We start from the raw sequence: 23,246 nt of genomic DNA, 5'->3' as shown, positions 1-23,246 counted from the left end.
TAGCCATATTGTTTTCTGGCTATGCCACAAAATTTTTGATAAATGTCTTTCTATGTATGGCACAGGGCCCGATTTTTTCCAGAGCGTCCCTATGTACTTGTGTCCCGTATCCCTTATTTTCTTTAAAATGATAGTAAGGAAACAGCTTGTCATACTCCACCATCAGCCGGTCCCTTGTCACCTTGGCTATAATGCTGGCCGCCGCTATGGATATGCTTTTCGCATCGCCTTTGATAATCGGAACCTGTTCAATGTCAATTCCCGGTATCGTAACCGCATCATTTAACAGAAGATCCGGGCGAACCTTCAGGTTTTTTACCGCCATGCGCATGGCCTCATAGGTTGCCTGTAAAATATTGATCTTATCGATCCTCTCATGGCTGGCAAAACCCACTTCCACCGCTACTGCCTGATCCATGATCTCGTCAAAGAGAAGTTCCCGTTTCTTTTCACTTAGTTTTTTGGAGTCATTCACATACAAAATCCGGCAGTCTTTCGGTAAAATCACCGCTGCCGCCACCACCGGCCCCGCCAGAGGCCCGCGCCCCACCTCATCGATTCCACAGATATAGCCTCTGTCCTCATACTGTTTTTCATACACGCACATTTCTTCCAGCCGCGCCATTTCTTTTGCCAGTTTTTCCTCTTTTTTTCTCTGTCGTTCTTCGTTATTCATTTTCTACCGCCTCTATTGGTGTCTGATAAATTCTATTTTATTCAGTGGCCAGATTCTCAGCCAGGCCTTACCGACAATCGTATCTCTTTTCACATTTCCCACCTGGGGATCCCTGCTGTCCGCGCTGGCGTTCCGGTTGTCACCAAGGACAAAATACTCATCCGTTCCCAGCAGAATCTCTTCCGCAGCCAGCCCCGGAGACTTGATCACTTCACTGCCGTAGGATTCCTGAAGCTCTTCCCCGTTGATGAAAATAGTTCCTTCTTCATCGATCCGGACACTCTCTCCGGGCAGACCAATCACCCTTTTGATATAGTGTGTGTCTTCCTCATGCTGATAGGGAAACACGATCACGTCAAACCGCTCCGGTTCGTGGAACCGGTAGGATATCTTATCCACGATGATATTATCTCCATCGTATAGCGTATGCTCCATCGACGAGCCGATCACTTCCGTGCGCTGCCCGACAAAGTGAACCAGAAGAAACGCGATTCCCACCAGGACAGCCAGATACAGAATCCAGCTGATGAGGCTCTTAACCACACTTCTTCCCCTGGAACTCTTTTTATTCTTATGGGGTTTTCTCCTGGATGGGGAGTCCGCCTCCAGCCATTCCTCATCGACATTATTATAGGTACGTTTTCTATCTTTTGATTTCTCTTCTGACTGTTCCACGGTATTCTGCATATAAGTGGATCCTGCCCTGGATGTGGATGGATTCGATCGCTCTGACCGCGTGCCGGCAATTTCCGCCTTTATGTTCACTTCTGTTTCTTCGTTTATTTCCGCCTTTGGTTTTGACATTGATTCTGGGTTCGGTTTTAACGGCGGCTTCGCCGCCGGTAAAGGTACACCGCTCCCATCCCGGCGCTGCTGGAAGCCGGACTCTTCTTGTATTCTGCTGGTGCGCTTTCCGGATTTTTGTTTAAAATGTCTTCCCTGCTGAGCCATCCTTTTCTCCTCTTACTGATAAGTGGCTAAAATCATCTGTGTTGTTGCCTTTTTAACATTACTTATTTCCTATATCTGGAAATTCCAGGGTAATTCTTCCCAGGCGTCCGCTTCTATAATCCTCCAGCAAAATCCCGGCAGCCTTGGTAATATCCAGCTGACTTCCCTTTACGATGCATCCCCGGACTTTGGCCACACTCTCCAGCACCGCTACCGGATCTGTGCCGGCTATGATCCCATCCGCCATCGTGTATCTTTTTTCCAGTGATTCCGGATACCATTGCACCAGAAAACGGATCAAGGAAAGAGCTAACTCCTCCGTGTTCAGGATTTCATCCTTAATGGATCCGATCATGGCCAGTTTCATTCCCACCTGCTGGTCTTCGAATTTCGGCCACAGGATTCCGGGTGTATCCAATAGTTCCAGCTGTTTGTTCAGCTTGATCCACTGGGCTCCCTTCGTCACTCCCGGCTTATTTCCTGTCTTCGTGCAGGCTTTCCCCGCAAAGCTGTTGATAAACGTGGATTTGCCCACATTCGGAATGCCGACCACCATCGCGCGCACCGGCCTGTTTAAAATACCTCTTCTGCGGTCCCGCTCGATCTTTTCCCGGCAGGCCTCCTGCACTACCGGCTGGATCTGTTTCAGACCGGCCCCGCTTTTCGCGTTCACCTTTACCACAAAACAGCCCCGCGCCTTAAAATATTCCATCCAGGCATCGTTGCAACGTTCATCCGCCAGATCCGCTTTATTCAAGAGAATCAGCCGGGCTTTATTCTTTCCCAGCTCGTCGATATCCGGGTTTCGGCTGCTTAAGGGAACCCGCGCATCCAGCAGCTCGATGATCAAATCTATCAATTTTATATTTTCCTGCATCATCCGTTTGGCTTTCGTCATATGCCCCGGATACCACTGCACATTCATCTGCTATACCTCTCATTCTACACTATTTATTTCAGATAGCCAAATCGTTCTTTCGGCGACAGGACAAACCAGGCTTTCCCCAGCATATGCTTCTTCAGCACGTCACCCACATCGGCAGACCGGCTGTCCTCACTGTTATTGCGGTTATCGCCCAGCACGAAATATTCATCCTCCCCAAGCTTCACCAAAGATGCGGCCACTCCCGCTTCCTGGACCGGTTCCGTCTCAAGCTCTTCCTCCAGAACCTCACCGTCTATATAAATCTTTCCTTCCTTTATTTCCACAGTTTCCCCGGGAAGGCCTACCACTCTTTTTATATAATAATGGGTGTTTTCATTTCCATGAGGTTTGAATACCACCACGTCACCCCGGCTGGGTCCGGTAATTGAATAGTTTAACTTATTCACCAATACCGTGTCTCCATTTTCCAGAGTCGGAGACATGGATTCCCCCACATTCACCACTTTTTCTCCAAAGAAATAAACGAGTACAAACGCCAGAAACAATACCACGGCGATTTCAAATATCCATTCCAGAATCTTTTTCACAAGATTCATATTAAGTTTCTTTTCCTTTTGTACAAAGGTCAAGCCCCGTCTGGCCATATGCATTTCCCGCCTTCCGATCTATATGATTGAATGAAATAGAGTTTCGCTTGCGAAACTCTCCGCCTGCGGCGGCAGCGTAAGCGGCATCTTCCTTTCCGCCGCAGTGCGATCCCGCAGTGCGATCCCGCGGAGCGTTTTTGATTTCATAGGAGCACTTTCCTATGAAATCAAAAAAGGGGACAATATACGTAAGTACTTGTCCCCATTTCGGCTTCTTATTTTACCAGCTCTTTTACTTTCGCTCTCTTACCAACACGGCCTCTTAAGTAGTTCAGTTTCGCACGTCTTACTTTACCACGTCTGATAACTTCCACTTTTTCTACGTTTGGAGAATGCAGCGGCCAGGTTTTTTCTACGCCGATTCCGTTGGAATTCTTTCTTACCGTAAAGGTTTCCCGGATTCCTCCGTTCTGTCTCTTCAATACGATTCCTTCGAACACCTGGATTCTTTCGCGATTACCCTCTTTGATTTTACCGTAAACTTTCACGGTATCGCCTACGTGAAATACGGGAAGCTCTGCTTTCGCCTGCTCAGCTTCGAGACCTTTAATAATTTCGTTCATGTTGTGAACCTCCTTGATATTCGGATGTTCTTAATACCCTTTGGTAACAGAGGACCATCTCTTTCTTCTCACAGCAATTAACTTTACCATATTTTCGGGAATCTGTAAAGAGATTTTTTGATGTCTTGCTTATCCTATCCCGTAATAATCCAAAACGATCTGGCGCTCTGAGAACGGATATTTCACGCCGCGGATGTCCTGGTATTCTTCGTGGCCTTTTCCGATGAGGATGATCATGTCGTCGGGCTCTGCATGTTCGATACAGTAACGGATCGCCTCGGCGCGGTCATCGATTTCCAGGTAGGGACCGTTGTATTTGGCCAGGCCTTTCTGGATATCTTTGTTGATGTCTGCTACTTCCTCGTAGCGGGGATTATCGGTCGTGAGCACGGTAAGGTCAGCGTATTTGGCTGACATCTCACCCATATCGTACCGGCGTTTTCTGGCACGGTTGCCACCGCCGCCGAAGAGGCAGATCATGCGGTTCGGTTTGTATTCCGCCAGGGTGGTGAGGATATTTTCCATACTGAGGGCGTTGTGCGCATAGTCGATGATGATAGAGAAGTCCCGGGGGCCGGGGAGAACCTCGGCCCGGCCTCGTACGGATGCCTCTCTTAAGCCCTGCTGGATACAGGACATGGGAATATTCAGTTTACAGCATACGTGAATCGCGGCGAGGGCATTGTAAGTGCTGAATTTACCGGGCATGTTCACCTCGATCCGGGCGTCGGCCAGACCATGGATCCGGAAGGCGTTGCCCAGAAAGCCGGGGCCTTTGGTCAGCTCCCGGTCGGTAGCATACAGATCTGATTCTTTGGTCATTCCGAAGGTCTCTACCGTGCAGGTATGATGTTTCAGAATCTCCTGCCAGTGGGGATCGTCCCTGTTGATCAGGCCGTGGGTACAGGTCTGAAATAACAGGCTTTTACAGAAGCGGTATTCCTCAAAAGACTCATGTTCGCCGGGAGCGATGTGGTCTTCGGAGAGGTTCAGGTATATCCCATAGTCAAACTGGATACCGGCTACCCGGTTGAGCTTTAAGCCCTGGGAGGATACCTCCATAATTACATAGGCACAGCCGGCGTCTGCCATCTGGCAAAACAGCGACTGCAATTCGAAGGATTCCGGCGTTGTGTTTTTGGTCTTGATCTGGGTGCCCGCGATATAGGCTCCCAGCGTACCGATGGTCCCCACTTTATGTCCGGCTTTTTCCAGAATGAGGCGGATCATGTTGGTCGTGGTGGTTTTGCCTTTGGTTCCTGTGATCCCGATGGTGGTCATGCGTCCGGCGGGATGGCCGAACCAGGCCACAGACATCATAGCCAGAGCGTACCGGGTATCTTCTACCTGTATGACGGTGATGCCATCAGGGGCGCTTACCTGTTTTTCTACGATGATGGCCACAGCCCCGTTTTCTATGGCGGAGGGGATGAAGGTGTGGGCATCTACCGCGGTTCCGCTGATGCACAAAAAGCAGCTGCCCGCTTTTACCTTTCTGGAATCATAGATCAGATCTGTGATGTCTGACTGCAAATCACCCTGTATGCAGGTATAGTTAAGATGTTCTAATAATTGTATGAGTCTCATTCCGGTTCCTCGCTCTGTTTTAAATGTGATTAGGAGTACTTTCATCCTATCGCTCTTTTGTCTTTTTTTGCATTTATTGTCTTTACAGTGTTTATTGTCTCTTCTGCATTTATTGTCTTTTCTGCGTTTATTCTTTTCTTCCCGTAGTCTTTCTATTCTCTATTCTTAAATGCTGTTCCGATATTGCATTTTTCCTGTATGCCACTTGGCATTTCACTCTTTCAGTAATTCTATTAAATTTCACTCTTTCGGTATGCTTCTTGACATAACACTTATTACAAATTACCTTTTGAATTTCACTCTTTTCGGTATGCTTCTTGGCGTTACATTTATTACGAAATGCCTTTAAATATTTCGCTTTTTAATAATTGCTTCTTGGCATTTCACATACTGGTATACTAAATTTAATTTTTATTGTAACGCTTCTTTTTTGCTTACAGAAATGGAACTTCTATCTCGGATTCAAATACCGTATGGGAAGTGCCGGTCATGATCATGTGCCCAGTTTCGGAATCCCATTTTACATGAAGCGGACCGCCGATCTGTTCCACCGTGGCTTCGCGATGGGTCAGGCCCAGCAAAGAGGCGGCAACCAGAGCAGTACAACATCCGGTTCCGCAGCCTATCGTCTCGCCGGTTCCCCTCTCCCATTCTCGGATCTTGATGTAGTCCCGGCTCACCACCTGCGCGAAGGTGACATTTGTTTTGTTCGGGAACAGCTCCGTATGGTGCTCGATGGATTTTCCGTAGGTTTCCACGTCGAAATCCTGCGTTTTGTCCACAAAGGTGACGCAGTGGGGATTTCCCCAGGACACCGCGGTAATCCGGAATTCACGGTCCAATATCCGGACTGGCCGGTTGATAAATTCTGGTTCCGAAGTATTTACCGGTATTTTTCTGGTGTCCAGCACGGGCTGTCCGATGTCGGCGGTAATGTTCACCGCCTTCCGATTTTCAACCTGCAGTTCTATATTCTGCAGCCCGCCGAAGGTCTCGATCTGGAACCGGGTCTTATCCGTGAAGCCATGATCATAGACATATTTGGCCACGCTGCGCAGGGCATTTCCGCACATTTCCCCCTCTGTTCCGTCCGGGTTGAACATCCTCATGCGGAAATCGGATACCGCGGAGGGGCAGATCAGCACCATGCCGTCCGAGCCGACGGCAAAATGCCGGTCGCTGACAAACCTGGCCAGCTCCGGCAATTTTGCTAGTTCCTGATGTATGGCATCGATATAGACGTAGTCATTTCCGTATGCCTGCATTTTTGTGAATTTTATCTTTTTCATTTTCCGTTCATCGCCTGATCTAAATCTCTGATTATATCGTTTACATTCTCCAGACCTATGGAAATACGCAGGAATTTATCATTGATTCCCAGCGCTTCCTTGCGGTCCATCGGAACGTCCTCGTGGGTCTGTCTGGTGGGATAAGTGATCAGCGTCTCTGTACCGCCAAGGCTCTCCGCGAACATTATCATGTCGACTCTCTCCAGAATACGCTCCACTGATTCAAAGGAATCCATCTCGAAGGAGATCATCCCGCCAAACCCGCTGGTCTGCTTTAAAGTCACTTCATAATCCTTATGATCCGGGAAGCCTACATAGTAGACTTTCTTCACTTTCGGCTGAGTCCTCAGCCACTCGGCTACTACTTTTGCATTCTCATTATGTCTGTCCATACGGATCGGCAGGGTCTTCAGCCCCCGGATCAGCAGCCAGGAATCAAGAGCAGCCAGACCGTTTCCATGGGATTTCAACTGAATCTTCATGTGGGCGGCGATCTCTTCGTTGTTGGTGACTGCGATGCCGGATATGGTATCGTTGTGGCCGCCGATGTATTTGGTCGCGCTGTGAACCACCACGTCGGCTCCCAGCGTCAGCGGGCGCTGGAAATAAGGGGTCAGGAAGGTGTTGTCCACGACCGTAATCGCGCCGATGGATTTTGCCAGATCGGATAACACCTGGATATCGGCCACCTTCATCATGGGGTTCGTGGGAGTCTCTATGAAAAACATTTTTGTCTTATCGGTAATCGCCGCTTTCACCTGATCCAGCTCAGACATATCCACATACGTATAATCCACCCCGTATTTATGGAATATGGTATCCACGATACGGAAGGTTCCGCCGTAGATGTCATCCGAAAGAATAAGATGGTCCCCCGGATTCAGCCAGGTAAACAGCGCCATATTCGCTGCCTGCCCGCTGGAAAAAGCGAAGGCCTCCGTCCCTTCTTCCAGGATCGCCATAGTGCGCTCCAGCTCCTGTCTGGTCGGATTCTGAAGTCGGCTGTAATCATAGCCGGTGGATTGTCCCAGTGCTTTATGCCGAAAGGTTGCCGTTTGAAAAATAGGAAAGCTGACTGCGCCTGTCATCGGATCATTGCCAAGAGCTCCATGGATTGCTTTGGATTCAAAGGCCAGATCTTTTTTCAGGCTGTAATCGTTGTAATTGCTGAAATTTTTCATAAGTCCATACCTCGTTTTTCTTTTAGGATTCTAGAGCCAGTGCGTTGCTACTGACTATGACTTTAGTTTTAAAACCCGATCCTTAGGCTTGAATATTCTGTTGTGGACATCTTCCATGCCCTGGTCTGAATACTCTGCTACGGACATCTTCCATTATACGGTTTTAAAAATAGGCTGTCAACGGATTTCACCTGGTGTCTGTCTGCACGCCCCTCAGTCTCCTGCCGTTTCTTCGGTATCCATAATATTTTCCGTTTCCTGTTCCCTTATCCATTTATCGACGAAAATCCGCTCCTGTTTGGTCAGATTTGCATTTTCCAGTAAATCCGGGCGTCTCTGGATGGTTCGGATCAGAGACTGTTCCCTGCGCCATTTCTCTATATTGGCATGATGCCCCGACATCAGCACCTCCGGCACCTTTTTCCCCCGCCACTCCTCCGGGCGGCTGTATTGAGGGTATTCCAGCAAATTATCGTGAAAAGATTCGATTTCCGCGGAGGCATCGTTATTCAGCACTCCAGGCACCAGCCGTGAAATCGCGTCGATCATGACCATAGCAGGCAGTTCTCCGCCGGTCAGCACATAGTCCCCGATGGACACATTGTCCGTCACGATCTCTTCTAAAACCCGCTCATCGATTCCCTCATAATGTCCGCACAGGAAGATCAGGTCCTCTTCCTTGAAAAGCTCTTCCGCCATTTCCTGCCGGAACACCTTGCCCTGAGGAGTCATGTAGATCACCCTGGGCTTTTGCCCGATTTTTTCCCGTACCGCCTCATAAGCCTGGTATACAGGCTCGGCATACATTACCATACCCGCGCCGCCCCCATAGGGGTAGTCATCCACTTTACAGTGCTTGTTATCCGAATAGTCCCGGATGTTCACCGCTTCCACCGAAATAAGGCCGGCCTCCATGGCCCGGCCCGTGATGCTGGTACCGATTCCCTGCATGATCATCTCTGGAAACAATGTCAATATATGAAAATTCATTCGTTTTCCTCCTGCTAAAATACCGAAAAGGGACATGTCCATTCCGGTTTGGGACATGTCCATTCCGGTTTGGGACATGTCCATTCCGGTTTGGGACATGTCCATTCCAGAATAGACATGTCCCAGACTGATTTGGACATGTCCCGAATTGCTGATTTGTTCAGCGTAAACCAGGCATGAGATGCACCAGCATCTTTTTGCTCTCCATATCGACTTCAAGGATGCATTCTTTGATCGCCGGTAGCAGGAGCTCTTTGTGGTCTGCGGTGTCGATCACATAGACATCATTCGCTCCCGTTTCCAGCACGTCAATCAGGGGGCCCAACTCCTCTCCTTCATCCGTAATGACCAGAAGGCCGATCAGATCCGCTACGAAGTATTCATCCCTGGCCAGTTTCACGGCCTGCTCCCGGGCTACCAGAAGGGGCTTTCCTTTATATTTTTCAATGTCATTTATATGATCAATGCCCTTGAATTTGAGAATCACAAACTGCTTAAAAAATTTTACTCCTTCAATCTCAAGAGAACGTTGTTCTTTTCCTGTATCCAGAATTATCTTTTTTAATTTTTTGAAACGGGAAATGTCATCCGTGGTGGGATATACCTTGACTTCTCCCCGGATCCCGTGGGTGGAGGCTATAACTCCTACCTGCAAATACTGCTCCATATGACTTATTCTCCTGCTTTATTCATTTAAGTTTTGTATATTATATTACCGATATACACTATAATACATTTCCGATATGCACATTCATATAATTCCGATATACCCTTTAATATGGAATAAAAAAGAAAGGACTATCCGCAGGTCTCATAAGAGAGCGGAATGGTTCCGCTTTTTTAAACATCTTATGGAACCTGAGGACTGTCCCTTTTGGTTCTGGTTTGTATGGTTAAACGATTTCAACCATTACATTCTGATCATCCCGGGATGCGGCCGCTTTGACAACGGAACGGATCGCTTTGGCGATACGGCCCTGCTTACCGATGACCTTACCCATATCTTCCTTGGCCACGTGAAGCTCAACCGTAATCCCTTTGTTGTTCTCCGTCTGTGTGACGACTACTTCGTCCGGATGATCTACCAATGCTTTGGCGATTACTTCCACCAGTTCTTTCATGGCTATTCACCTCCAGGCCAAGTTTTCATTACTTTTCAATGCCTGCTAATTTGAAGATTTTGCCGACTACTTCTGTGGGCTGTGCGCCATTTGCCAGCCATTTCTTTGCCAGCTCTTCGTCAACCTTGAATACACTGGGATCCTGGTTGGGATCATAGGTTCCGATCTCTTCGATGAATTTACCATCTCTGGGGGATCTGGAATCCGCAACGATGATTCTATAGAAAGGTTTTTTCTTAGCACCCATTCTCTTTAATCTGATTTTTACTGCCATTACTTTCACCTCCTTATTCAGGTTTTCTCTATATGTTAAAAGGGAAGCCGTAACTTGCCTCTTTTACCACCCATTTTGCCGCCCATCATACCGGGAAGCTGCTTCATCATTTTCTTGCCCTGCTCAAACTGCTTTACCAGCCGGTTTACCTCGCTGATGTTGACTCCGGCACCGTCCGCGATCCGTTTCTTCCGCGACGGGTTCAGAACACTTGGATTGGTACGTTCCTGGGGCGTCATGGACAGAATCATGGCCTCCACACGGGACATGGCCTTGTCATCCACTACTTCATCGATGTTCTTCATCTGGGCTCCCATACCGGGAATCATGCCCAGCAGATCTGAGAGACCGCCCATTTTCTTGATCTGCTGCATCTGCTCCAGATAGTCGTCAAATCCGAACTCTGCCTTGCGCAGCTTGCGCTCCATCTCTCTTGCCTTGTCTTCATCGATGTCGTTCTGGACTTTTTCTATGAGCGTGAGCACATCGCCCATCCCCAGGATACGGGACGCCATACGGTCCGGATAGAACTGTTCCAGATCCGAGAGCTTCTCACCCATACCTATATACAATATCGGCTTACCGGTTACGGCCCGGATCGAAAGCGCCGCGCCGCCTCTGGTGTCGCCGTCCAGCTTCGTCAAAATAACTCCGTCAATCCCGATCTTCTCATCGAACATGGTCGCCACATTCACGGCATCCTGGCCAGTCATGGCATCTACTACCAGAAGGCTCTGGTTTACCGTAACGTTCTCTTTGATCTCGATCAGCTCGTTCATCATGTCTTCGTCCACATGTAAGCGCCCTGCGGTATCCAGGATCACTACGTTGTGTCCGTTTTTGGAGGCATGCTCAATTGCCGCTTTGGCAATATTGACAGGTTTGTTCTTGTCTCCCATGGAAAATACTTCCACGCCCTGTTTGTCACCATTGATCTGCAGCTGCTGTATCGCTGCAGGGCGATAGATATCGCAGGCCACCAGTAACGGCTTACGGCCCTTGGATTTTAACTTTCCCGCGATCTTAGCTGTGGTAGTCGTCTTACCGGCTCCCTGAAGCCCCATCATCATGAGTACTGTGATCTCACTGGCTGGCTGCAGCGCAATCTCCGTGGTCTCTGCTCCCATCAGATTGACCATCTCTTCGTTGACGATCTTGATTACCATCTGTCCGGGGTTCAGTCCATTTAACACATCCTGTCCCACCGCGCGCTCCTGCACGGCTTTCATGAACTGTTTGACTACTTTGAAGCTGACATCGGCTTCCAGCAATGCCATCTTAACCTCTTTTAGCGATGCCTTGACATCCGCTTCGGTCAGCCTGCCTTTGCTGCGCAGGTTCTTGAATATATTCTGTAGTTTGTCTGATAAGCTCTCAAATGCCATGTATTATAATTCCTCCAGAATCTCGCCGGATATCTGCCGCAGTCTGCCCAGTTTTTCCGGCTCTTCACAAGCTTCCATCGATTCCATTATCTGCTGCATCTCCAGAATCTGTTTTTTGACAAATAAAAACTTTTCCACCAGATGCAATTTATCTTCATAATCTTTTAAAATCTTATCACACCGCCGAACCAGATCGTGTACACCCTGCCGGCTGATTCCCTGCTCTTCGGCAATCTCACTCAGGGATAAATCATTCAGGACAAAATCCCCATATATCTGTTTTTGATGCTCTGTCAGCAATTCGCCATAAAAATCATACAAATATGCCTGCTCCAGGAATTTTTCCATTATTTCCTCCAAATGTGCGTATTATAGCACATATAGGTATGGGTGAACGTTTTATGTTCAACCGTTCCTCCAAATGTGCGTATTATAGCACATATAAGTATGGGTGAACCGCTTTTTGTTCAACCTTATCACCTTTGTTACTATACAGGAAGATTATGCGGGTGTCAAGTATTTTTTCTTGACAAAATTTCATAAAGGGAACTAAGGGCCGGGCGGCAGGAGCAAGGACGCGGAAAATTCTGTAATGCTGTGGTCGGATAGGGCATGCAGAATAACATATTTTTTTACTTGAGAGGGGTTCGGATCAAACTGGTGGCAGGAACGCTGGTTTTTGGCGGCAGCGAGGCCGAGTTGACGAAGACGGAATTGAAAGGTATCAGCATTAAGCCCAGTGAGATAGGCCGCGTATTTGATAAAGGATTTGTGGGAAGCAACGGCAGAGCAGGGAACCATGCCACCGGCATCGGTTTGTATCTTTGCAAACAGATGTGCGATAAACTTGGCATCGGCATAGGGATAGCGTCTGAGCCAAATCAATATACGACTGTCACCCTTTATTTCCCCAAAAATGCTTAACCTGAAAATAGAACCGCCAGGCAGTTGACAAACCGGGCAGATAAAACACGCCGGGTTTTTAGAATCTTACAAAGCTGTCAGATAACATCTATAGACTTTTATACATTCTGCTTCCGTCAACTTTTATAATGTAGATACCTCGAAAAAGGAGGCATATAAAGGATGCACAGCAGAAAAGAGATTCGCGGGCGAAGCGTTCCGCCCGCAAAGGGCCAGGTAAACCGGATGATTCATTATGCCGCAGGCAGCGCAGTTGTTATTATTCTGGGCCTGTGTCTGATTGTCCTATTGCCAATGACGGCAGGGATCCGGTCCGATTCTACCGGGAAAGCGCAGTTCGGGATGCAGACGGAACTGTTGAAGAAATCAGGACCTATGCTATGGAGCATAACCGCTGCTTCCAGCGACCAGCTAACCCTCCTGGACAGAAGCACGATCCGCTCAACAAACGGTAGATACGGCACTGCTCTAGTAAATCCCACTGCAGATTACCTCACTGGAAAATGGGTACAAAAAGAATCTCTGTCTCAAATGTATGCCCTGCTAGTCTGCCTCTTTTATTGAGCGCTCATTTTAGAAATCACCGGTGCGGCCATACTGGCAACCCAGCTATTAAGCGGCAAAGAAAAGAAACAAAAGCAGGACAACATTCTCCGCTGCCTAGGCATGTCCAGTAAGCAGATCACCAAACGAAACACCCGCCATGACGCTGCTCTTTGTACTACCGCTCCTGCCTGCCCGCATCACTTACAATCGTTACTGAACTAAAAACAATCCCCACCACACCCAAATCATACCAACCAGACCTTTAAACACAAAACTAATTCATCAACACCTTTGAACATGCAACTTACCCATCAATAAAGCAGGGGCGGCCTGACGCGATGGCGGTCTGGGCGGTTTCCGGGGATACTCCCGGGGGACAGAGGGGGCTTTTGTGTCTCCTTGGGAGCGCATAGGGCGGCTGTGCATACGCTTAGTGGAATCGGAATGCCGGGTTCAGGATGCCCGGCGGACTTCACGTCCGACGGGCAAGAGCCTCTGAACCGGGAACACATCCTGTGTTCCTGGTGAATAGGCTCGGTTCCTGAACCCGGCATTCCGATTCCACTTAGCGTATGCCAGCGCAAGCCCTAAGCGTTCCCAAGGAGACACAAAAGCCCCCTCTGTCCCCCGGGAGTATCCCCGGAAACCGCCCAAACCGCCATCGCGTCAGGCCGCCCCGTCCCCCAAAAAAAGTTCCTCTCTATTCCTGCCTAATCCGCTCTACCAGCGGCTGACGTGCCAGCATTCGTGTCCCATAAGCACTCAGCGTAAATTGTACCCCCAGCAGCGCAGCAACATACAGCAGTACCGGTATCACAGGAAACATATAATCCATAGGTACCATAAGGGCATTTTCCATCGCATACTGCAGTCCATACCCCATAAGGCTTCCGACGATCACGGTAAACGCGATGGTCACTGCGGTATACACGGTGCTCTCCCGGCTCAGCATCTTGCTGACCTGCCGCTTTGTCATACCCACCGACTGGAGAACGGCGATCTCCCGGCGGCGGCTGTATAGGTTCGTAAGCTTTGTATTGATCAGGTTGATGATCCCGAATATGATAAGGAATGCAGCTAATACATTGAGAACGATCTTCATGGGCTCCATCGTCTCCCTGTACGCGTCCATACTCTCCTGTTTGGACATGACATTCAGGTTACCGCTTTCCGCATATAATTCTGTTAGGGTCTTTTCTACGGTCTGTGTTTTGGCGGGATCTGCGGCAATCTCTATCCCATAGGTACTGTCGGTACCGGTGAGCTGCTCCAGCCGGGACACAGGCATCAGCAGCATACTGCCCATGATAGACAGGGGGATCTCCCCATAATCCACTTTGTTCGCCTGCTGCCATAAGATCTGATTATAGGTAGCGATAACCGGCATTTCCACAACTACTTCCTGCCCCGACGGATCACAGTAGGTCATGTGGAAGGTATCCCCTATATGAATCGGATGCTCTTTGAGTCTGCTATTGCTTCCCACTTCAAGGATCACTCCCATCTGTTCGTTCAGCTCTTCGTAAGTCTGCGGTCCTTCGTAATTCATCTGTTTGAGCAGTTCGAAGTCCTGTTCTTCCAGACCGTTAATGGAACCTTCTTTTTCTTCCTGAAAGATATCCTGCTTGATCTCTACCAGATACCATGGGCGGATCTGCATGACGCCATCGATCTTTTGGACCTGCTCTTTCACCTCGGTCATCAGACCGCTTTTTTGAAGCTCCGCCATATTCTTCATCCGGCTGCTCTGGCTGGTATCAGCTCCATATCCCTGATCCACAGTCAGGCTAACCTGTAATTCCCCATTGGGGAACTGGGATAACGCCACCTGTTCCGGCTTGTAGGATACGACAAAGGTGCAGATGGTTCCCAGAAGAATCCCCGCCAGAACCAGAGAACACATAGTCATGGCTGTTTTCTTTTTACTGCGCTTCAGGTTCAGAACTCCCAGATGGGAGGGATTCAGGCTGCGCATCAGATTCTTAGTCCCGGTATTCCTATCGGTATAACCGGTGTAGTGGGCAGCCTCGATCGGTGAAGTCTTCGCGGCGATCCGGGCCGGTTTTCTGACCGCCAGCCTGACCCCTGCGAATCCGAACAGCACACACACGATACCGCAGAGCAGCGCTGTCTTCCATTCCCACCCCTTGGGTACCAGAATGTATCCCATCAGTCCCCCCAGCACCAGGCCAAAAGGAATTCCCCTGGCTGCCAGAACCATCCCTTCCCTGGTAACCAGACGATGAACCTGTCTTTGTGTAGCTCCGATCGTACGCAACTGGCCATATTCCCGCACTTTTCCCGCTACAGAAATATAGAAGATATTCTTTATGACAATGCCCGCGGATAAAAGAATCAGAACAGCAACCGCAGCCAGCATTACGATAGTGAAGATACCGATTCTGGAAACCGATGCCTGGTTAAAAAAGGATTCCGCCATCTGAATCTGATCTTCCTGAATCCCATATTCCGCCCCGATCCGCGCTGCCTTCTCCGTGGCTTCGGCAAGAGACATATCCGCCGCATTTTTCATATCCACTGCCGCATCGACTTTCTCTGAAGACTGACCGGTCAGCATCCCTATCACATCCTGAGACGCCACGATCCGATAGATACCGCCGCCCTTGGAGGGAGCTTCGCTGATTCCGCTCAAAACATAATCCCTGATCTGTCCGTCTCCCAGATCCAGAGATACGGTATCCCCTGCCGCCGCTTCCATATTAAGACGATCCAGGTAATCCTGGGGCAGCATCAGTTCCATTCCCTCATCGGGCAGTTCTCCTTTATATTTTAAATCATTTATTTCCGCCATCACTGCGTCCTGATAGAATACTACCAACCGGGCCGTTCCTACCTTCGCGCTGCCGGCGCTCAAACTGCCGCCGGCCCACCGAATATCCGGACGCTTTCTGATCTGTTCCAGCTGTTCCTGCGTAATCTGTTCATAAGTAACCTGGGGCCGCTCTTCCAACCTTCTTAATTTTTCTTTTGCGCTTCCGAATCCATACAGTAAAAAGGTCAGTACCAGCGCCACGCTTAAGGCTACCGTCATACAGGTAAACAGATTCAGGCTTCTGTTTTTATGCAGATCCTTTTTCGTTATATTTTTTATGACATTCCTGTTATTATTTATGTCCAGTCCCATGCTCACCACCTGCTTCCCGCGATTTTTCCATCCTCGACACGGATCGTCTCATCCGCCATCTGGGCAATCTCTTCGTTGTGCGTAATAATCACCATGGTCTGATGGAACTTCTCCCCTGTAGTTTTCAGCAGGCTTAACACATCCTGACTGGTACGGCTGTCCAGATTACCGGTGGGTTCATCCGCCAGCAGGATCGCCGGTTTGGTCGCCAGAGCCCGGGCGATGGCCACTCTCTGCTGCTGTCCCCCGGACAGCTGGTTTGGCATACTGTTCAGCCGGTCCTTCAGCCCGATCAGCTGAACAATCTCCTTGATATATTCCGGATCCGGCTTGCTGCCATCCAGCTCGATCGGCAGCACAATATTTTCATACACATTCAGGATCGGCACCAGATTATAATTCTGAAACACGAACCCGATCTGACGGCGCCGGAAGATCGTCAGCTCCTCGTCACTTATCCTGGAAAGCTCCTTCCCGCCCACCATAACGCTGCCGGAAGTAGGGGTATCCAGCCCGCCGATCATATGCAGCAGCGTAGATTTCCCGCTGCCCGAGGTACCGACCACTGCCGTAAAACTGCCCTTTTCTATCTCCAGAGACACTCCGTCCAATGCCCTAACCATCTGACTGCCGCTCCCATAATATTTTTTCAAGTCCTTCGTCTCTAAAATGCTCATATTTTTCTCACCCTTTCCTTTGATAAATCCATCATAACACCCGAACGTTTCAAAACCCTCTCAAATTCCCAATGAATCCTCTCAATATTGTAACATTCCTCGACCGAACTATCCTCCAGCTTTGAAAGCAAATCCGATATCGGATTTCACAGACATCGCGACTAAATAAAGAAGCGGAGGCCCCGGCCAGCCGTATTTTGCTCCGGCTGTCCAGGACCTCTGCTTCTTCGGACAGTTACACCAGCCCTTTTCATCTTCAATTCGGTAAAAACACGGAAAACGTGGAGCCAAGCCCTGGCCTTGAGTGTACACGGATATAGCCGCCCTGCTGGCTGATAATATGACGGGACAGGTAAAGGCCGATACCGAGGCCTTCGATCCGCTTTACCTGGCTGTCTCTGTAGAATCTTTTAAAGATGTCGTTTACCCTCTCAGGAGAGATGCCGATGCCATTATCCGTTATCTCTATCTTGCTGTACATTTCAAGCTGCTCTGCCCGGATAAGGATCTGCCCGTTTTCTCCGGTGTACTTTACTGCATTTTCCAGGATATTAAACAGCGCTTCCGCAGTCCATTTGGGATCACAGGAGAGTACCAGATTTTCAGGGCAGTTTACCTGGATACTGATATTTTTCCCATCCGCCCTGGGAATGACGGAATCTGTCACTTCTTCCAGCAAGGCAGGTACCTGGGTATCTGATTTTTGCAGACGGATCAGCCGGCTTTCCAGTCTGGACATTTTGATCAGCGCGTTTACCAGAAATTCCAGTTTTTTTACCTGTCCGTTCAGAACTTCCAGAAATTTCTGCTCCTGCTGTTTTGGCAATTCATTGTTGGCAATCGTATCGCTGTACATCCGGATGTTGGCGATAGGCGTTTTCAGCTGGTGGGATATATCCGAGACCATCTGCTGTACCTCCTGCTTCTGGCTGAGGCTTTGGGCAACTGCTGATGCGGTGACATCGGAAAGTTTATCCAGCTTCATTGTTATTTTGGAAGTAAGGGTTTCCCTGTCCTTGCTTCCTTCTATTCTTTTACCATCGATCAGCTGGTCGATACTGTCACAGATCTGCTCCGTTATCCGCTCCATACGGCGCCGGCACAGATAATATCCCACTCCTATAATCCCTGCCAGCAGCAGCGCAAATATTGCCGCTAGTCCCCATATCATGGCTCTTTGTGGATTCTCACGCGTCAGATACATACTGACCAGTAGATAGACAAAAGTGATGATAACTGCCGCTGCGGCCAAAAGGACCTCCCGGATACTTTTCCGGCTATTCATTTTTACCTCCGGTCTGCTCCCTGTCCCCAATCCACTGATAACCGACCCCATATACGGTCTTTATGTATGTATATTGGGAATCAGATATTTTGGATCTGAGCCTGCTCACGTTGATCGTCAGGGTATGCTCGTCTACAAAGTTTCCCTCACTGTCCCACAATTTTTCCAATATGATTTCACGGGTCAGTACCTGTCCCTGGTTTTGGAGAAAGGTTTTCAAAAGCTTATATTCCGTCGGCGTCAGCGCAAGAGGGGAATTTCCTTTTTGTACTGACATTTCCGCCAGGTTGATCCTCAGATTGCCGCACAGCAGATCGCCCGATGACTTAGCTTTACCACAGCGGTTCAGTACCGCCCTGATTCTCTGGAGTACTACTTTAATATTAAATGGTTTCGTAATATAATCATCCGCGCCGGCCTCAAATCCTCTTACCATATCCTCATCCAAATCCTGCGCAGTTAAAAATATAACCGGTACATCGCTGTCCCTGCGGATCTGCCCGGCAAACGCATAGCCGTCCCCATCCGGCAGGTTTACATCCAGTAATATAAGATCCCACTTACGGCTATGCAAAAGGCCCCGGGCCGTCTTCAGGTCATAAGCCGGGGCCGGGGTATATCCTGCCGCCTGCAGATTATAACAGAGGCCCGCGTTTAACATTTCATCATCTTCTATAATTAAGATCTGTTCCATGATTCGTTCCCTTTCCGGCCTGTTTTCCTCTCCTGACTGCTTATCATGTCATCGCAGATTATTTTTCAGTCTCGTTATCCTCAAGTAGTGTCTGGCAACACTCACTAGTTTAATGCGGCGGCTGACTTCTGTCAATGTGCTTACTGTATGGAACAAACATGATAGAAGCAAAGCTGCACAGAACAGACCCCTGCTTAAAGCAAAAAAGCTGCCGCACTGAATATTTCAGTTAAATGCGGCAGCTCCTCTTTCCGGCTGTAGTCCTATTAGATTACATTATATTCTTCCCTGCCCAATGGTGATTCTGTTTGCCTTTCCTATTCTTCCAGCTTAAAGGCGGCGGCAGACAGATACTCATTTTTGGCTTCGGCAAATTTTCCCTGATCGGATAACTCAGCAAAGGCCGGCTCGATCGGCATTTTTCCCAAGACGCTTAAATTCAGCTCTTTTGCCGCCTCATCGATATGGCTTTCACCAAATACCCGTATCTCTTTGCCGCAGTCCGGACATTTCAGATAACTGTAATTCTCCACGATACCCAGCACCGGAATGTTCATGGCATTGGCCATATTATATGCTTTCTTCACGATCAGCTGTACCAGATCCTGCGGACTGGTCACGATCACGATACCGTCTACGGGCAATGATTGAAAAACGGTCAGCGGAACATCGCCGGTTCCGGGAGGCATGTCCACGAACAGGAAATCCAGGTCACCCCACATAACCTCCTGCCAGAACTGTTTTACCGTATTGGCGATAATAGGGCCGCGCCAGATCACCGGATCTTCCTCGTTGGGCATGATCAGGTTTACAGACATGACCTTTACTCCATTTTCCGCTTCCGCAGGGAAGATCCCCTCGTCGGTAGCGCTTAAAGGACCGTGCAGACCATACATTTTGGGAATGGAAGGGCCGGTTATATCCGCGTCCAGGATACCGACTTCATATCCTTTTTCACGCATCGCGTTGGCAAGGGATGCGGTTACGAGGGATTTGCCCACACCGCCTTTTCCGCTGACAACACCGATTACTTTCTTCACAACCGTAAATGGATTCGGTTCTACCTGAAAACTCTGAGGCTGCTGTTTGCTGGGGCACCCCTCACAGCTTTCTCTGGAGCAGCTCGCGCTGCTGCTGCATTCTTGATTCTCTGCCATACTGTTCATTCATCTCCTTAACTTTCATTGCTTTTAACAGTATAAGCGTTCTCATATACTTTTTCAAGCACTCCCAGCGCAGAACTTTCAGAAATTTCGGAAACAGGTCCCTCCATAAGCACCCCGCCATTCCCCATCACCAGGATCCGGCTGCACAGCTTATAGATCTCCCGGGGATTGTGAGTGACCAGGATCACTTCCCCATGGTAAATGTCCAGCAGCTCATCGATCTGATCCAGCAGTTTTTCCCGCAGATACGTATCCAGGGCGGAAAACGGCTCATCCAACAGCAGCACCTCCGGATCATAGGCCAGTATCCTGGCCAGCGCCACCCGCTGCTGCTGCCCGCCGGACAGCTGCGCCGGATAGCGCTCTTCCAGGCCTTCCAGATGCAGCAGCTTCATCATGTCCGCCACTCTGCCAGCGATCTCTTCCCTGGTTCCCCTGACGCCGGCAGCTATATTATTTTTTACCGTCATGTGGGGAAACAGGGCATAATTCTGAAACAGATAACCGATTCTGCGCTTCTGGGGGGAGATGCAGATCTTCTGCTCCGAATCATACAGCAGCTGGTTATTGAGGGCGATCACTCCGCTGTCCGGATGTTCAATCCCGGCGATACATTTTAAAGTCATACTTTTCCCGCAGCCGGAAGCGCCCAGCACACCCAATGGTTCTCCATCCGTGTGCAGGGTGACATCCATGGAAAAATTTTTGAATTTCTTTTTCACTGCTGCCGATAAACTCATGTTCTTCCACCACGCTTTGCATATCGTTGTCCCCGGAGGGTAAAGTAGTTCATTGCCAATATTGCCACAAAGGAGATCACAACCACGATAATCACATAGGTATAGGCACCGCTCATATTTCCCGCCGCCACCTCGGAATAGATCTTAAGCGGCAGCGTCCTGGTCTTCCCTGCGATATTTCCCGCAATCATGGCCGTGGCCCCGAATTCTCCCAGGCCTCTTGCAAATGCGAGCACCGCTCCGCTGGCAACGCCTGGAAGTGCCAACGGCATCCAGATCCTCCAGAATACCTTCCACTCCGAATAGCCCAGCGTCCGGGCCGCCTGCAGATAAGTATCCTCCACCTGCTCCAGGGCTCCTCTGGCAGACCGGTACATCAGGGGAAAGGAAGCCGTCACCGCAGCGATTACCGTAGCGCTCCAGGAAAAAACCACTTTCACACTGAAAAAATCCAGTAGAAACTTCCCCACAGGCCTCTGCACTCCAAATATGTACAGTAGAAAAAAGCCCAGTACCGTGGGAGGCAGCACCAACGGCAAAGTAAACAGCCCATCCATTATCATTTTCCACTTATTCGACCGCATCTGAGCCACCCACCAGGCGGCAAACAATCCCAGAAAAAACGTTAACAAGATAGATACGCACGCCGTCCGAATGGATATCAATATTGGTGACCAGTCCATTTTCTACCTTCCAATCCGCAGCCGCGCAATCGCTGCTATTTTTTTCGCTATGAGCACTTAGCGGCTGTTTTTATAGCCGCTTACGTGCGATGCATGAAAAATAGCCAGCGAGGCTTTTTTCGAGCGCTGCTATTTTTTTATTTCACCGGCTGAGAGAAACCGTATTTTTCGAACACTTTCATCGCATCCGCACCCTGCAAAAACTCCACGAAACTCTGAGCCGCATCTTTATTTTTGGAAGCTTCCACTATTCCAACCGGATAGATAACCGGTGAAACGCTTCCCTCCGGCGCTTCCGCCACTACCTTTACCTTATCGGTGGAAGCCGCGTCCGTAGCATATACCACTCCACCCTGGGCACTGCCTTCCGCAACCCAGTTCAGGACTTCGGTCACATTGGTTCCCAGGCTGGCCTTCGCGTTAATCTTGTCCCAGATTCCCATGGACTCAAAAGCCTCTTTGGCATACTGGCCCGCCGGTACACTGTCCGGATCCCCAATCGCCACAGACTCCATATCCAGCATATCCTCGAATTTATCCGGTGTATCCTCTGATGCAGCTGGAATAATCATAACAATTTTATTTTCCAACAGAGGAACGATGGACTCTTTATTCATCAGCCCTTTTTCATCCAGCGCGTTCATCTGTTTCATAGCCGCGGAAAAGAATACGTCCACATCAGCTCCCTCTTCGATCTGTGTCTGTAATTTTCCCGAGCTGTCATAAGTGCCCTGCACGGTAATATTAGGATTTGCCGCCTCAAACATAGGAATCAGTTCATCCACCATACAGTTTTCCAGACTGGCCGCAGCCGCCAGCATTATCGTCACCTTTTCCTGAGCCGCCGGCGCCTCCGTCTGCGCAGGTGCTTCCGGCTCAGCCGGCACCTCGCTGCCTTCCGCCACTGCATCTGTCTTCCCGCCCGCCGCGTCTGCAGCCTCACTTTCCTTCGCTTCACCACAACCCGACGCTGCCGCCACAAGTACAAGCGCCATCACCAAACCCAACCACTTTTTCTTCATTTTTATCCTCCTTTTTCACATTCATCCGGCCGAATGCCAACCCTCACCGGCCGCCGTTATTCTCACTTGAAAATAACGCTCTTTTTATTTTATCCTATGCCGTGAAAAAGATCAATACATTTTTCCAGATATTGGGGATTTGACTTAGGGCCGGAGCGGGCAGGGGCAGAGGCTGGGGACCGGGGCACAAAGAAACCGGAGGCAAATCGCTTCGGCCGGACCTAAGAACGGGTAACTCCGATGGCGGGAGAACCTCTTATTAGCAGGGCCTGGAATCGCCAAACTACGGCTCGGACAGTGTTCCAAGCCCTGCGAGGTTCTCCCACCATCTGCGTAACCCATTCTAAGGCCCGGCCTCAAGCGATTTGCCTCCGGTTTCTTTGTGCCCCGGTCCCCAGCCTCTGCCCCTGCCCGCTCCTACCCTGGTTCAACGATAAGTTCCAAGAGCGAAGGCCTTTTGTCTATACTTTATCTATATTTTACTTTATCTATATTTTACTATATCATTTTACTATATCCTATTAGAAATATTTGCATTTGCGATAAATACCACCTAAAGACATAGGGCTGCCTTCTGCAGCAGCACAGACAGCTTTGTGTACCTGGCGCTCCGCATGAATTATGCAAGGGGGCGTGGAGGCCGCAGGGCGGTTGGTTCGTTTGGGCAGGCGAAAAGCAGCGGGGGACCAAATCACCGGGGCCTATGGTGTCTGCCTGGGAGAGCATAGGGCGGCTGTGCAGCAGCTTAGTGAAATCGGAAAGCCGGGTTCAGGATGCACGGCGGACTTCACGTCCGACGGGCAAGAGCCTCTGA

The 23,246-nt window shown here is 49.4% G+C and carries 24 protein-coding genes; 2 read left to right on the top strand and 22 right to left on the bottom strand.

From position 1 onward, the window contains the following. Window positions 1-19: 19 nt before the first annotated feature. From KTH90_RS15470 to ylxM, 14 genes are all read right to left on the bottom strand, one after another. A complete protein-coding gene (locus KTH90_RS15470) occupies window positions 20-676 on the bottom strand; it encodes a ribonuclease HII (protein WP_158352228.1) in 657 nt (218 codons plus the stop codon). 12 nt (window positions 677-688) lie between these two features. Further along, complete coding sequence (gene lepB / locus KTH90_RS25135) at window positions 689-1,627, bottom strand: signal peptidase I (RefSeq protein ID WP_330656039.1); 939 nt, start codon at window positions 1,625-1,627, stop codon at window positions 689-691. A 58-nt stretch (window positions 1,628-1,685) separates the two neighbouring features. After that, entirely contained in the window at window positions 1,686-2,552 is an 867-nt protein-coding gene (gene ylqF, locus KTH90_RS15460) for a ribosome biogenesis GTPase YlqF (protein ID WP_158352229.1), read from the bottom strand. Between the two features lie 26 nt (window positions 2,553-2,578). Continuing rightward, on the bottom strand, window positions 2,579-3,109 hold the full coding sequence (lepB, locus tag KTH90_RS15455; RefSeq protein WP_238727019.1) for a signal peptidase I: 531 nt from the start codon (window positions 3,107-3,109) through the stop codon (window positions 2,579-2,581). 266 nt (window positions 3,110-3,375) lie between these two features. After that, window positions 3,376-3,723: a 50S ribosomal protein L19 gene (gene rplS / locus KTH90_RS15450; RefSeq protein ID WP_158352231.1), complete on the bottom strand. Its 348-nt coding sequence runs from the start codon at window positions 3,721-3,723 to the stop codon at window positions 3,376-3,378. A gap of 129 nt (window positions 3,724-3,852) precedes the next feature. Next, window positions 3,853-5,310, bottom strand: a complete 1,458-nt coding sequence (locus KTH90_RS15445) for a UDP-N-acetylmuramoyl-L-alanyl-D-glutamate--2,6-diaminopimelate ligase (RefSeq protein WP_158352232.1) — start codon at window positions 5,308-5,310, stop codon at window positions 3,853-3,855. 434 nt (window positions 5,311-5,744) lie between these two features. Beyond that, window positions 5,745-6,599 (bottom strand): diaminopimelate epimerase, encoded by an 855-nt coding sequence (dapF, locus tag KTH90_RS15440; RefSeq protein ID WP_238727018.1) that lies wholly within the window; start codon window positions 6,597-6,599, stop codon window positions 5,745-5,747. Next, on the bottom strand, window positions 6,596-7,780 hold the full coding sequence (locus tag KTH90_RS15435) for a trans-sulfuration enzyme family protein (protein WP_158352233.1): 1,185 nt from the start codon (window positions 7,778-7,780) through the stop codon (window positions 6,596-6,598). Before KTH90_RS15435 ends, dapF begins: the two co-directional genes overlap by 4 nt. Window positions 7,781-7,993: 213 nt before the next feature. Beyond that, window positions 7,994-8,770, bottom strand: a complete 777-nt coding sequence (gene trmD / locus KTH90_RS15430; RefSeq protein WP_158352234.1) for a tRNA (guanosine(37)-N1)-methyltransferase TrmD — start codon at window positions 8,768-8,770, stop codon at window positions 7,994-7,996. A gap of 160 nt (window positions 8,771-8,930) precedes the next feature. Then, window positions 8,931-9,437 carry a ribosome maturation factor RimM gene (gene rimM / locus KTH90_RS15425; protein WP_158352235.1) on the bottom strand — a complete coding sequence of 169 codons (507 nt, stop codon included), beginning with the start codon at window positions 9,435-9,437 and terminating at the stop codon, window positions 8,931-8,933. A 226-nt stretch (window positions 9,438-9,663) separates the two neighbouring features. Then, a complete protein-coding gene (locus tag KTH90_RS15420; RefSeq protein WP_158346373.1) occupies window positions 9,664-9,891 on the bottom strand; it encodes a KH domain-containing protein in 228 nt (75 codons plus the stop codon). A 28-nt stretch (window positions 9,892-9,919) separates the two neighbouring features. Beyond that, window positions 9,920-10,165 carry a 30S ribosomal protein S16 gene (rpsP, locus tag KTH90_RS15415; RefSeq protein WP_158346371.1) on the bottom strand — a complete coding sequence of 82 codons (246 nt, stop codon included), beginning with the start codon at window positions 10,163-10,165 and terminating at the stop codon, window positions 9,920-9,922. A 35-nt stretch (window positions 10,166-10,200) separates the two neighbouring features. Next, window positions 10,201-11,550: a signal recognition particle protein gene (gene ffh, locus KTH90_RS15410; RefSeq protein WP_158352236.1), complete on the bottom strand. Its 1,350-nt coding sequence runs from the start codon at window positions 11,548-11,550 to the stop codon at window positions 10,201-10,203. Between the two features lie 3 nt (window positions 11,551-11,553). Beyond that, window positions 11,554-11,898, bottom strand: a complete 345-nt coding sequence (ylxM, locus tag KTH90_RS15405) for a YlxM family DNA-binding protein (protein ID WP_158352237.1) — start codon at window positions 11,896-11,898, stop codon at window positions 11,554-11,556. Window positions 11,899-12,162: 264 nt separating this feature from the next. Here ylxM and KTH90_RS15400 point away from each other — a divergent pair, with 264 nt between their 5' ends. Both KTH90_RS15400 and KTH90_RS15395 read left to right on the top strand, forming a co-directional pair. Continuing rightward, a complete protein-coding gene (locus tag KTH90_RS15400; RefSeq protein ID WP_158352238.1) occupies window positions 12,163-12,474 on the top strand; it encodes an ATP-binding protein in 312 nt (103 codons plus the stop codon). Window positions 12,475-12,636: 162 nt separating this feature from the next. Beyond that, window positions 12,637-13,038: a hypothetical protein gene (locus KTH90_RS15395; protein WP_158352239.1), complete on the top strand. Its 402-nt coding sequence runs from the start codon at window positions 12,637-12,639 to the stop codon at window positions 13,036-13,038. A 682-nt stretch (window positions 13,039-13,720) separates the two neighbouring features. On the opposite strand, the gene KTH90_RS15390 is transcribed toward KTH90_RS15395, so the two are convergent. The 8 genes from KTH90_RS15390 to modA all read right to left on the bottom strand — a co-directional run bounded on the left by KTH90_RS15390 (window position 13,721) and on the right by modA (window position 22,432). Further along, window positions 13,721-16,165 carry an ABC transporter permease gene (locus tag KTH90_RS15390; protein WP_158352240.1) on the bottom strand — a complete coding sequence of 815 codons (2,445 nt, stop codon included), beginning with the start codon at window positions 16,163-16,165 and terminating at the stop codon, window positions 13,721-13,723. 2 nt (window positions 16,166-16,167) lie between these two features. After that, a complete protein-coding gene (locus tag KTH90_RS15385; RefSeq protein ID WP_158352241.1) occupies window positions 16,168-16,842 on the bottom strand; it encodes an ABC transporter ATP-binding protein in 675 nt (224 codons plus the stop codon). A 256-nt stretch (window positions 16,843-17,098) separates the two neighbouring features. Continuing rightward, window positions 17,099-18,127, bottom strand: coding sequence for a sensor histidine kinase (locus KTH90_RS15380; RefSeq protein WP_238727017.1), 1,029 nt, complete (start codon window positions 18,125-18,127; stop codon window positions 17,099-17,101). Beyond that, window positions 18,120-18,821: a response regulator transcription factor gene (locus KTH90_RS15375; protein ID WP_158352243.1), complete on the bottom strand. Its 702-nt coding sequence runs from the start codon at window positions 18,819-18,821 to the stop codon at window positions 18,120-18,122. Before KTH90_RS15375 ends, KTH90_RS15380 begins: the two co-directional genes overlap by 8 nt. 317 nt (window positions 18,822-19,138) lie before the next feature. Beyond that, window positions 19,139-19,978, bottom strand: a complete 840-nt coding sequence (locus KTH90_RS15370) for an Mrp/NBP35 family ATP-binding protein (protein WP_158346346.1) — start codon at window positions 19,976-19,978, stop codon at window positions 19,139-19,141. Between the two features lie 17 nt (window positions 19,979-19,995). Beyond that, window positions 19,996-20,727, bottom strand: a complete 732-nt coding sequence (locus tag KTH90_RS15365) for a sulfate/molybdate ABC transporter ATP-binding protein (RefSeq protein ID WP_158352244.1) — start codon at window positions 20,725-20,727, stop codon at window positions 19,996-19,998. Beyond that, window positions 20,724-21,410: a molybdate ABC transporter permease subunit gene (modB, locus tag KTH90_RS15360; protein ID WP_158352245.1), complete on the bottom strand. Its 687-nt coding sequence runs from the start codon at window positions 21,408-21,410 to the stop codon at window positions 20,724-20,726. Before modB ends, KTH90_RS15365 begins: the two co-directional genes overlap by 4 nt. A 137-nt stretch (window positions 21,411-21,547) precedes the next feature. Next, the gene (modA, locus tag KTH90_RS15355) at window positions 21,548-22,432 is read right to left on the bottom strand and encodes a molybdate ABC transporter substrate-binding protein (protein WP_158352246.1); all 885 of its coding nucleotides are present in this window, start codon (window positions 22,430-22,432) and stop codon (window positions 21,548-21,550) included. Between the last annotated feature and the right edge of the window lie 814 nt (window positions 22,433-23,246).

The sequence above is a fragment of the Diplocloster modestus genome (genome assembly GCF_019042245.1).
Taxonomy (GTDB): domain Bacteria; phylum Bacillota; class Clostridia; order Lachnospirales; family Lachnospiraceae; genus Diplocloster; species Diplocloster modestus.
The sequence above is the reverse complement of the archived record's forward strand: the minus strand, read 5'-3'. Positions and strand labels throughout refer to the sequence as shown.

What these genes read in the sequence shown, in the direction of transcription:
- ffh (WP_158352236.1), bottom strand. Translation starts at nt 11,550, where the DNA reads ATGGCATTTGAGAGCTTATCAGACAAACTACAGAATATATTCAAGAAC.
- dapF (WP_238727018.1), bottom strand. Translation starts at nt 6,599, where the DNA reads ATGAAAAAGATAAAATTCACAAAAATGCAGGCATACGGAAATGACTAC.
- KTH90_RS15435 (WP_158352233.1), bottom strand. Translation starts at nt 7,780, where the DNA reads ATGAAAAATTTCAGCAATTACAACGATTACAGCCTGAAAAAAGATCTG.
- KTH90_RS15365 (WP_158352244.1), bottom strand. Translation starts at nt 20,727, where the DNA reads ATGAGTTTATCGGCAGCAGTGAAAAAGAAATTCAAAAATTTTTCCATG.
- KTH90_RS15380 (WP_238727017.1), bottom strand. Translation starts at nt 18,127, where the DNA reads ATGAATAGCCGGAAAAGTATCCGGGAGGTCCTTTTGGCCGCAGCGGCA.
- KTH90_RS15395 (WP_158352239.1), top strand. Translation starts at nt 12,637, where the DNA reads ATGCACAGCAGAAAAGAGATTCGCGGGCGAAGCGTTCCGCCCGCAAAG.
- KTH90_RS15445 (WP_158352232.1), bottom strand. Translation starts at nt 5,310, where the DNA reads ATGAGACTCATACAATTATTAGAACATCTTAACTATACCTGCATACAG.
- ylxM (WP_158352237.1), bottom strand. Translation starts at nt 11,898, where the DNA reads ATGGAAAAATTCCTGGAGCAGGCATATTTGTATGATTTTTATGGCGAA.
- lepB (WP_330656039.1), bottom strand. Translation starts at nt 1,627, where the DNA reads ATGGCTCAGCAGGGAAGACATTTTAAACAAAAATCCGGAAAGCGCACC.
- ylqF (WP_158352229.1), bottom strand. Translation starts at nt 2,552, where the DNA reads ATGAATGTGCAGTGGTATCCGGGGCATATGACGAAAGCCAAACGGATG.
- modA (WP_158352246.1), bottom strand. Translation starts at nt 22,432, where the DNA reads ATGAAGAAAAAGTGGTTGGGTTTGGTGATGGCGCTTGTACTTGTGGCG.
- rpsP (WP_158346371.1), bottom strand. Translation starts at nt 10,165, where the DNA reads ATGGCAGTAAAAATCAGATTAAAGAGAATGGGTGCTAAGAAAAAACCT.
- KTH90_RS15400 (WP_158352238.1), top strand. Translation starts at nt 12,163, where the DNA reads ATGCAGAATAACATATTTTTTTACTTGAGAGGGGTTCGGATCAAACTG.
- KTH90_RS15420 (WP_158346373.1), bottom strand. Translation starts at nt 9,891, where the DNA reads ATGAAAGAACTGGTGGAAGTAATCGCCAAAGCATTGGTAGATCATCCG.
- KTH90_RS15390 (WP_158352240.1), bottom strand. Translation starts at nt 16,165, where the DNA reads ATGGGACTGGACATAAATAATAACAGGAATGTCATAAAAAATATAACG.
- KTH90_RS15385 (WP_158352241.1), bottom strand. Translation starts at nt 16,842, where the DNA reads ATGAGCATTTTAGAGACGAAGGACTTGAAAAAATATTATGGGAGCGGC.
- KTH90_RS15470 (WP_158352228.1), bottom strand. Translation starts at nt 676, where the DNA reads ATGAATAACGAAGAACGACAGAGAAAAAAAGAGGAAAAACTGGCAAAA.
- modB (WP_158352245.1), bottom strand. Translation starts at nt 21,410, where the DNA reads ATGGACTGGTCACCAATATTGATATCCATTCGGACGGCGTGCGTATCT.
- KTH90_RS15375 (WP_158352243.1), bottom strand. Translation starts at nt 18,821, where the DNA reads ATGGAACAGATCTTAATTATAGAAGATGATGAAATGTTAAACGCGGGC.
- rplS (WP_158352231.1), bottom strand. Translation starts at nt 3,723, where the DNA reads ATGAACGAAATTATTAAAGGTCTCGAAGCTGAGCAGGCGAAAGCAGAG.
- trmD (WP_158352234.1), bottom strand. Translation starts at nt 8,770, where the DNA reads ATGAATTTTCATATATTGACATTGTTTCCAGAGATGATCATGCAGGGA.
- KTH90_RS15370 (WP_158346346.1), bottom strand. Translation starts at nt 19,978, where the DNA reads ATGGCAGAGAATCAAGAATGCAGCAGCAGCGCGAGCTGCTCCAGAGAA.
- lepB (WP_238727019.1), bottom strand. Translation starts at nt 3,109, where the DNA reads ATGAATCTTGTGAAAAAGATTCTGGAATGGATATTTGAAATCGCCGTG.
- rimM (WP_158352235.1), bottom strand. Translation starts at nt 9,437, where the DNA reads ATGGAGCAGTATTTGCAGGTAGGAGTTATAGCCTCCACCCACGGGATC.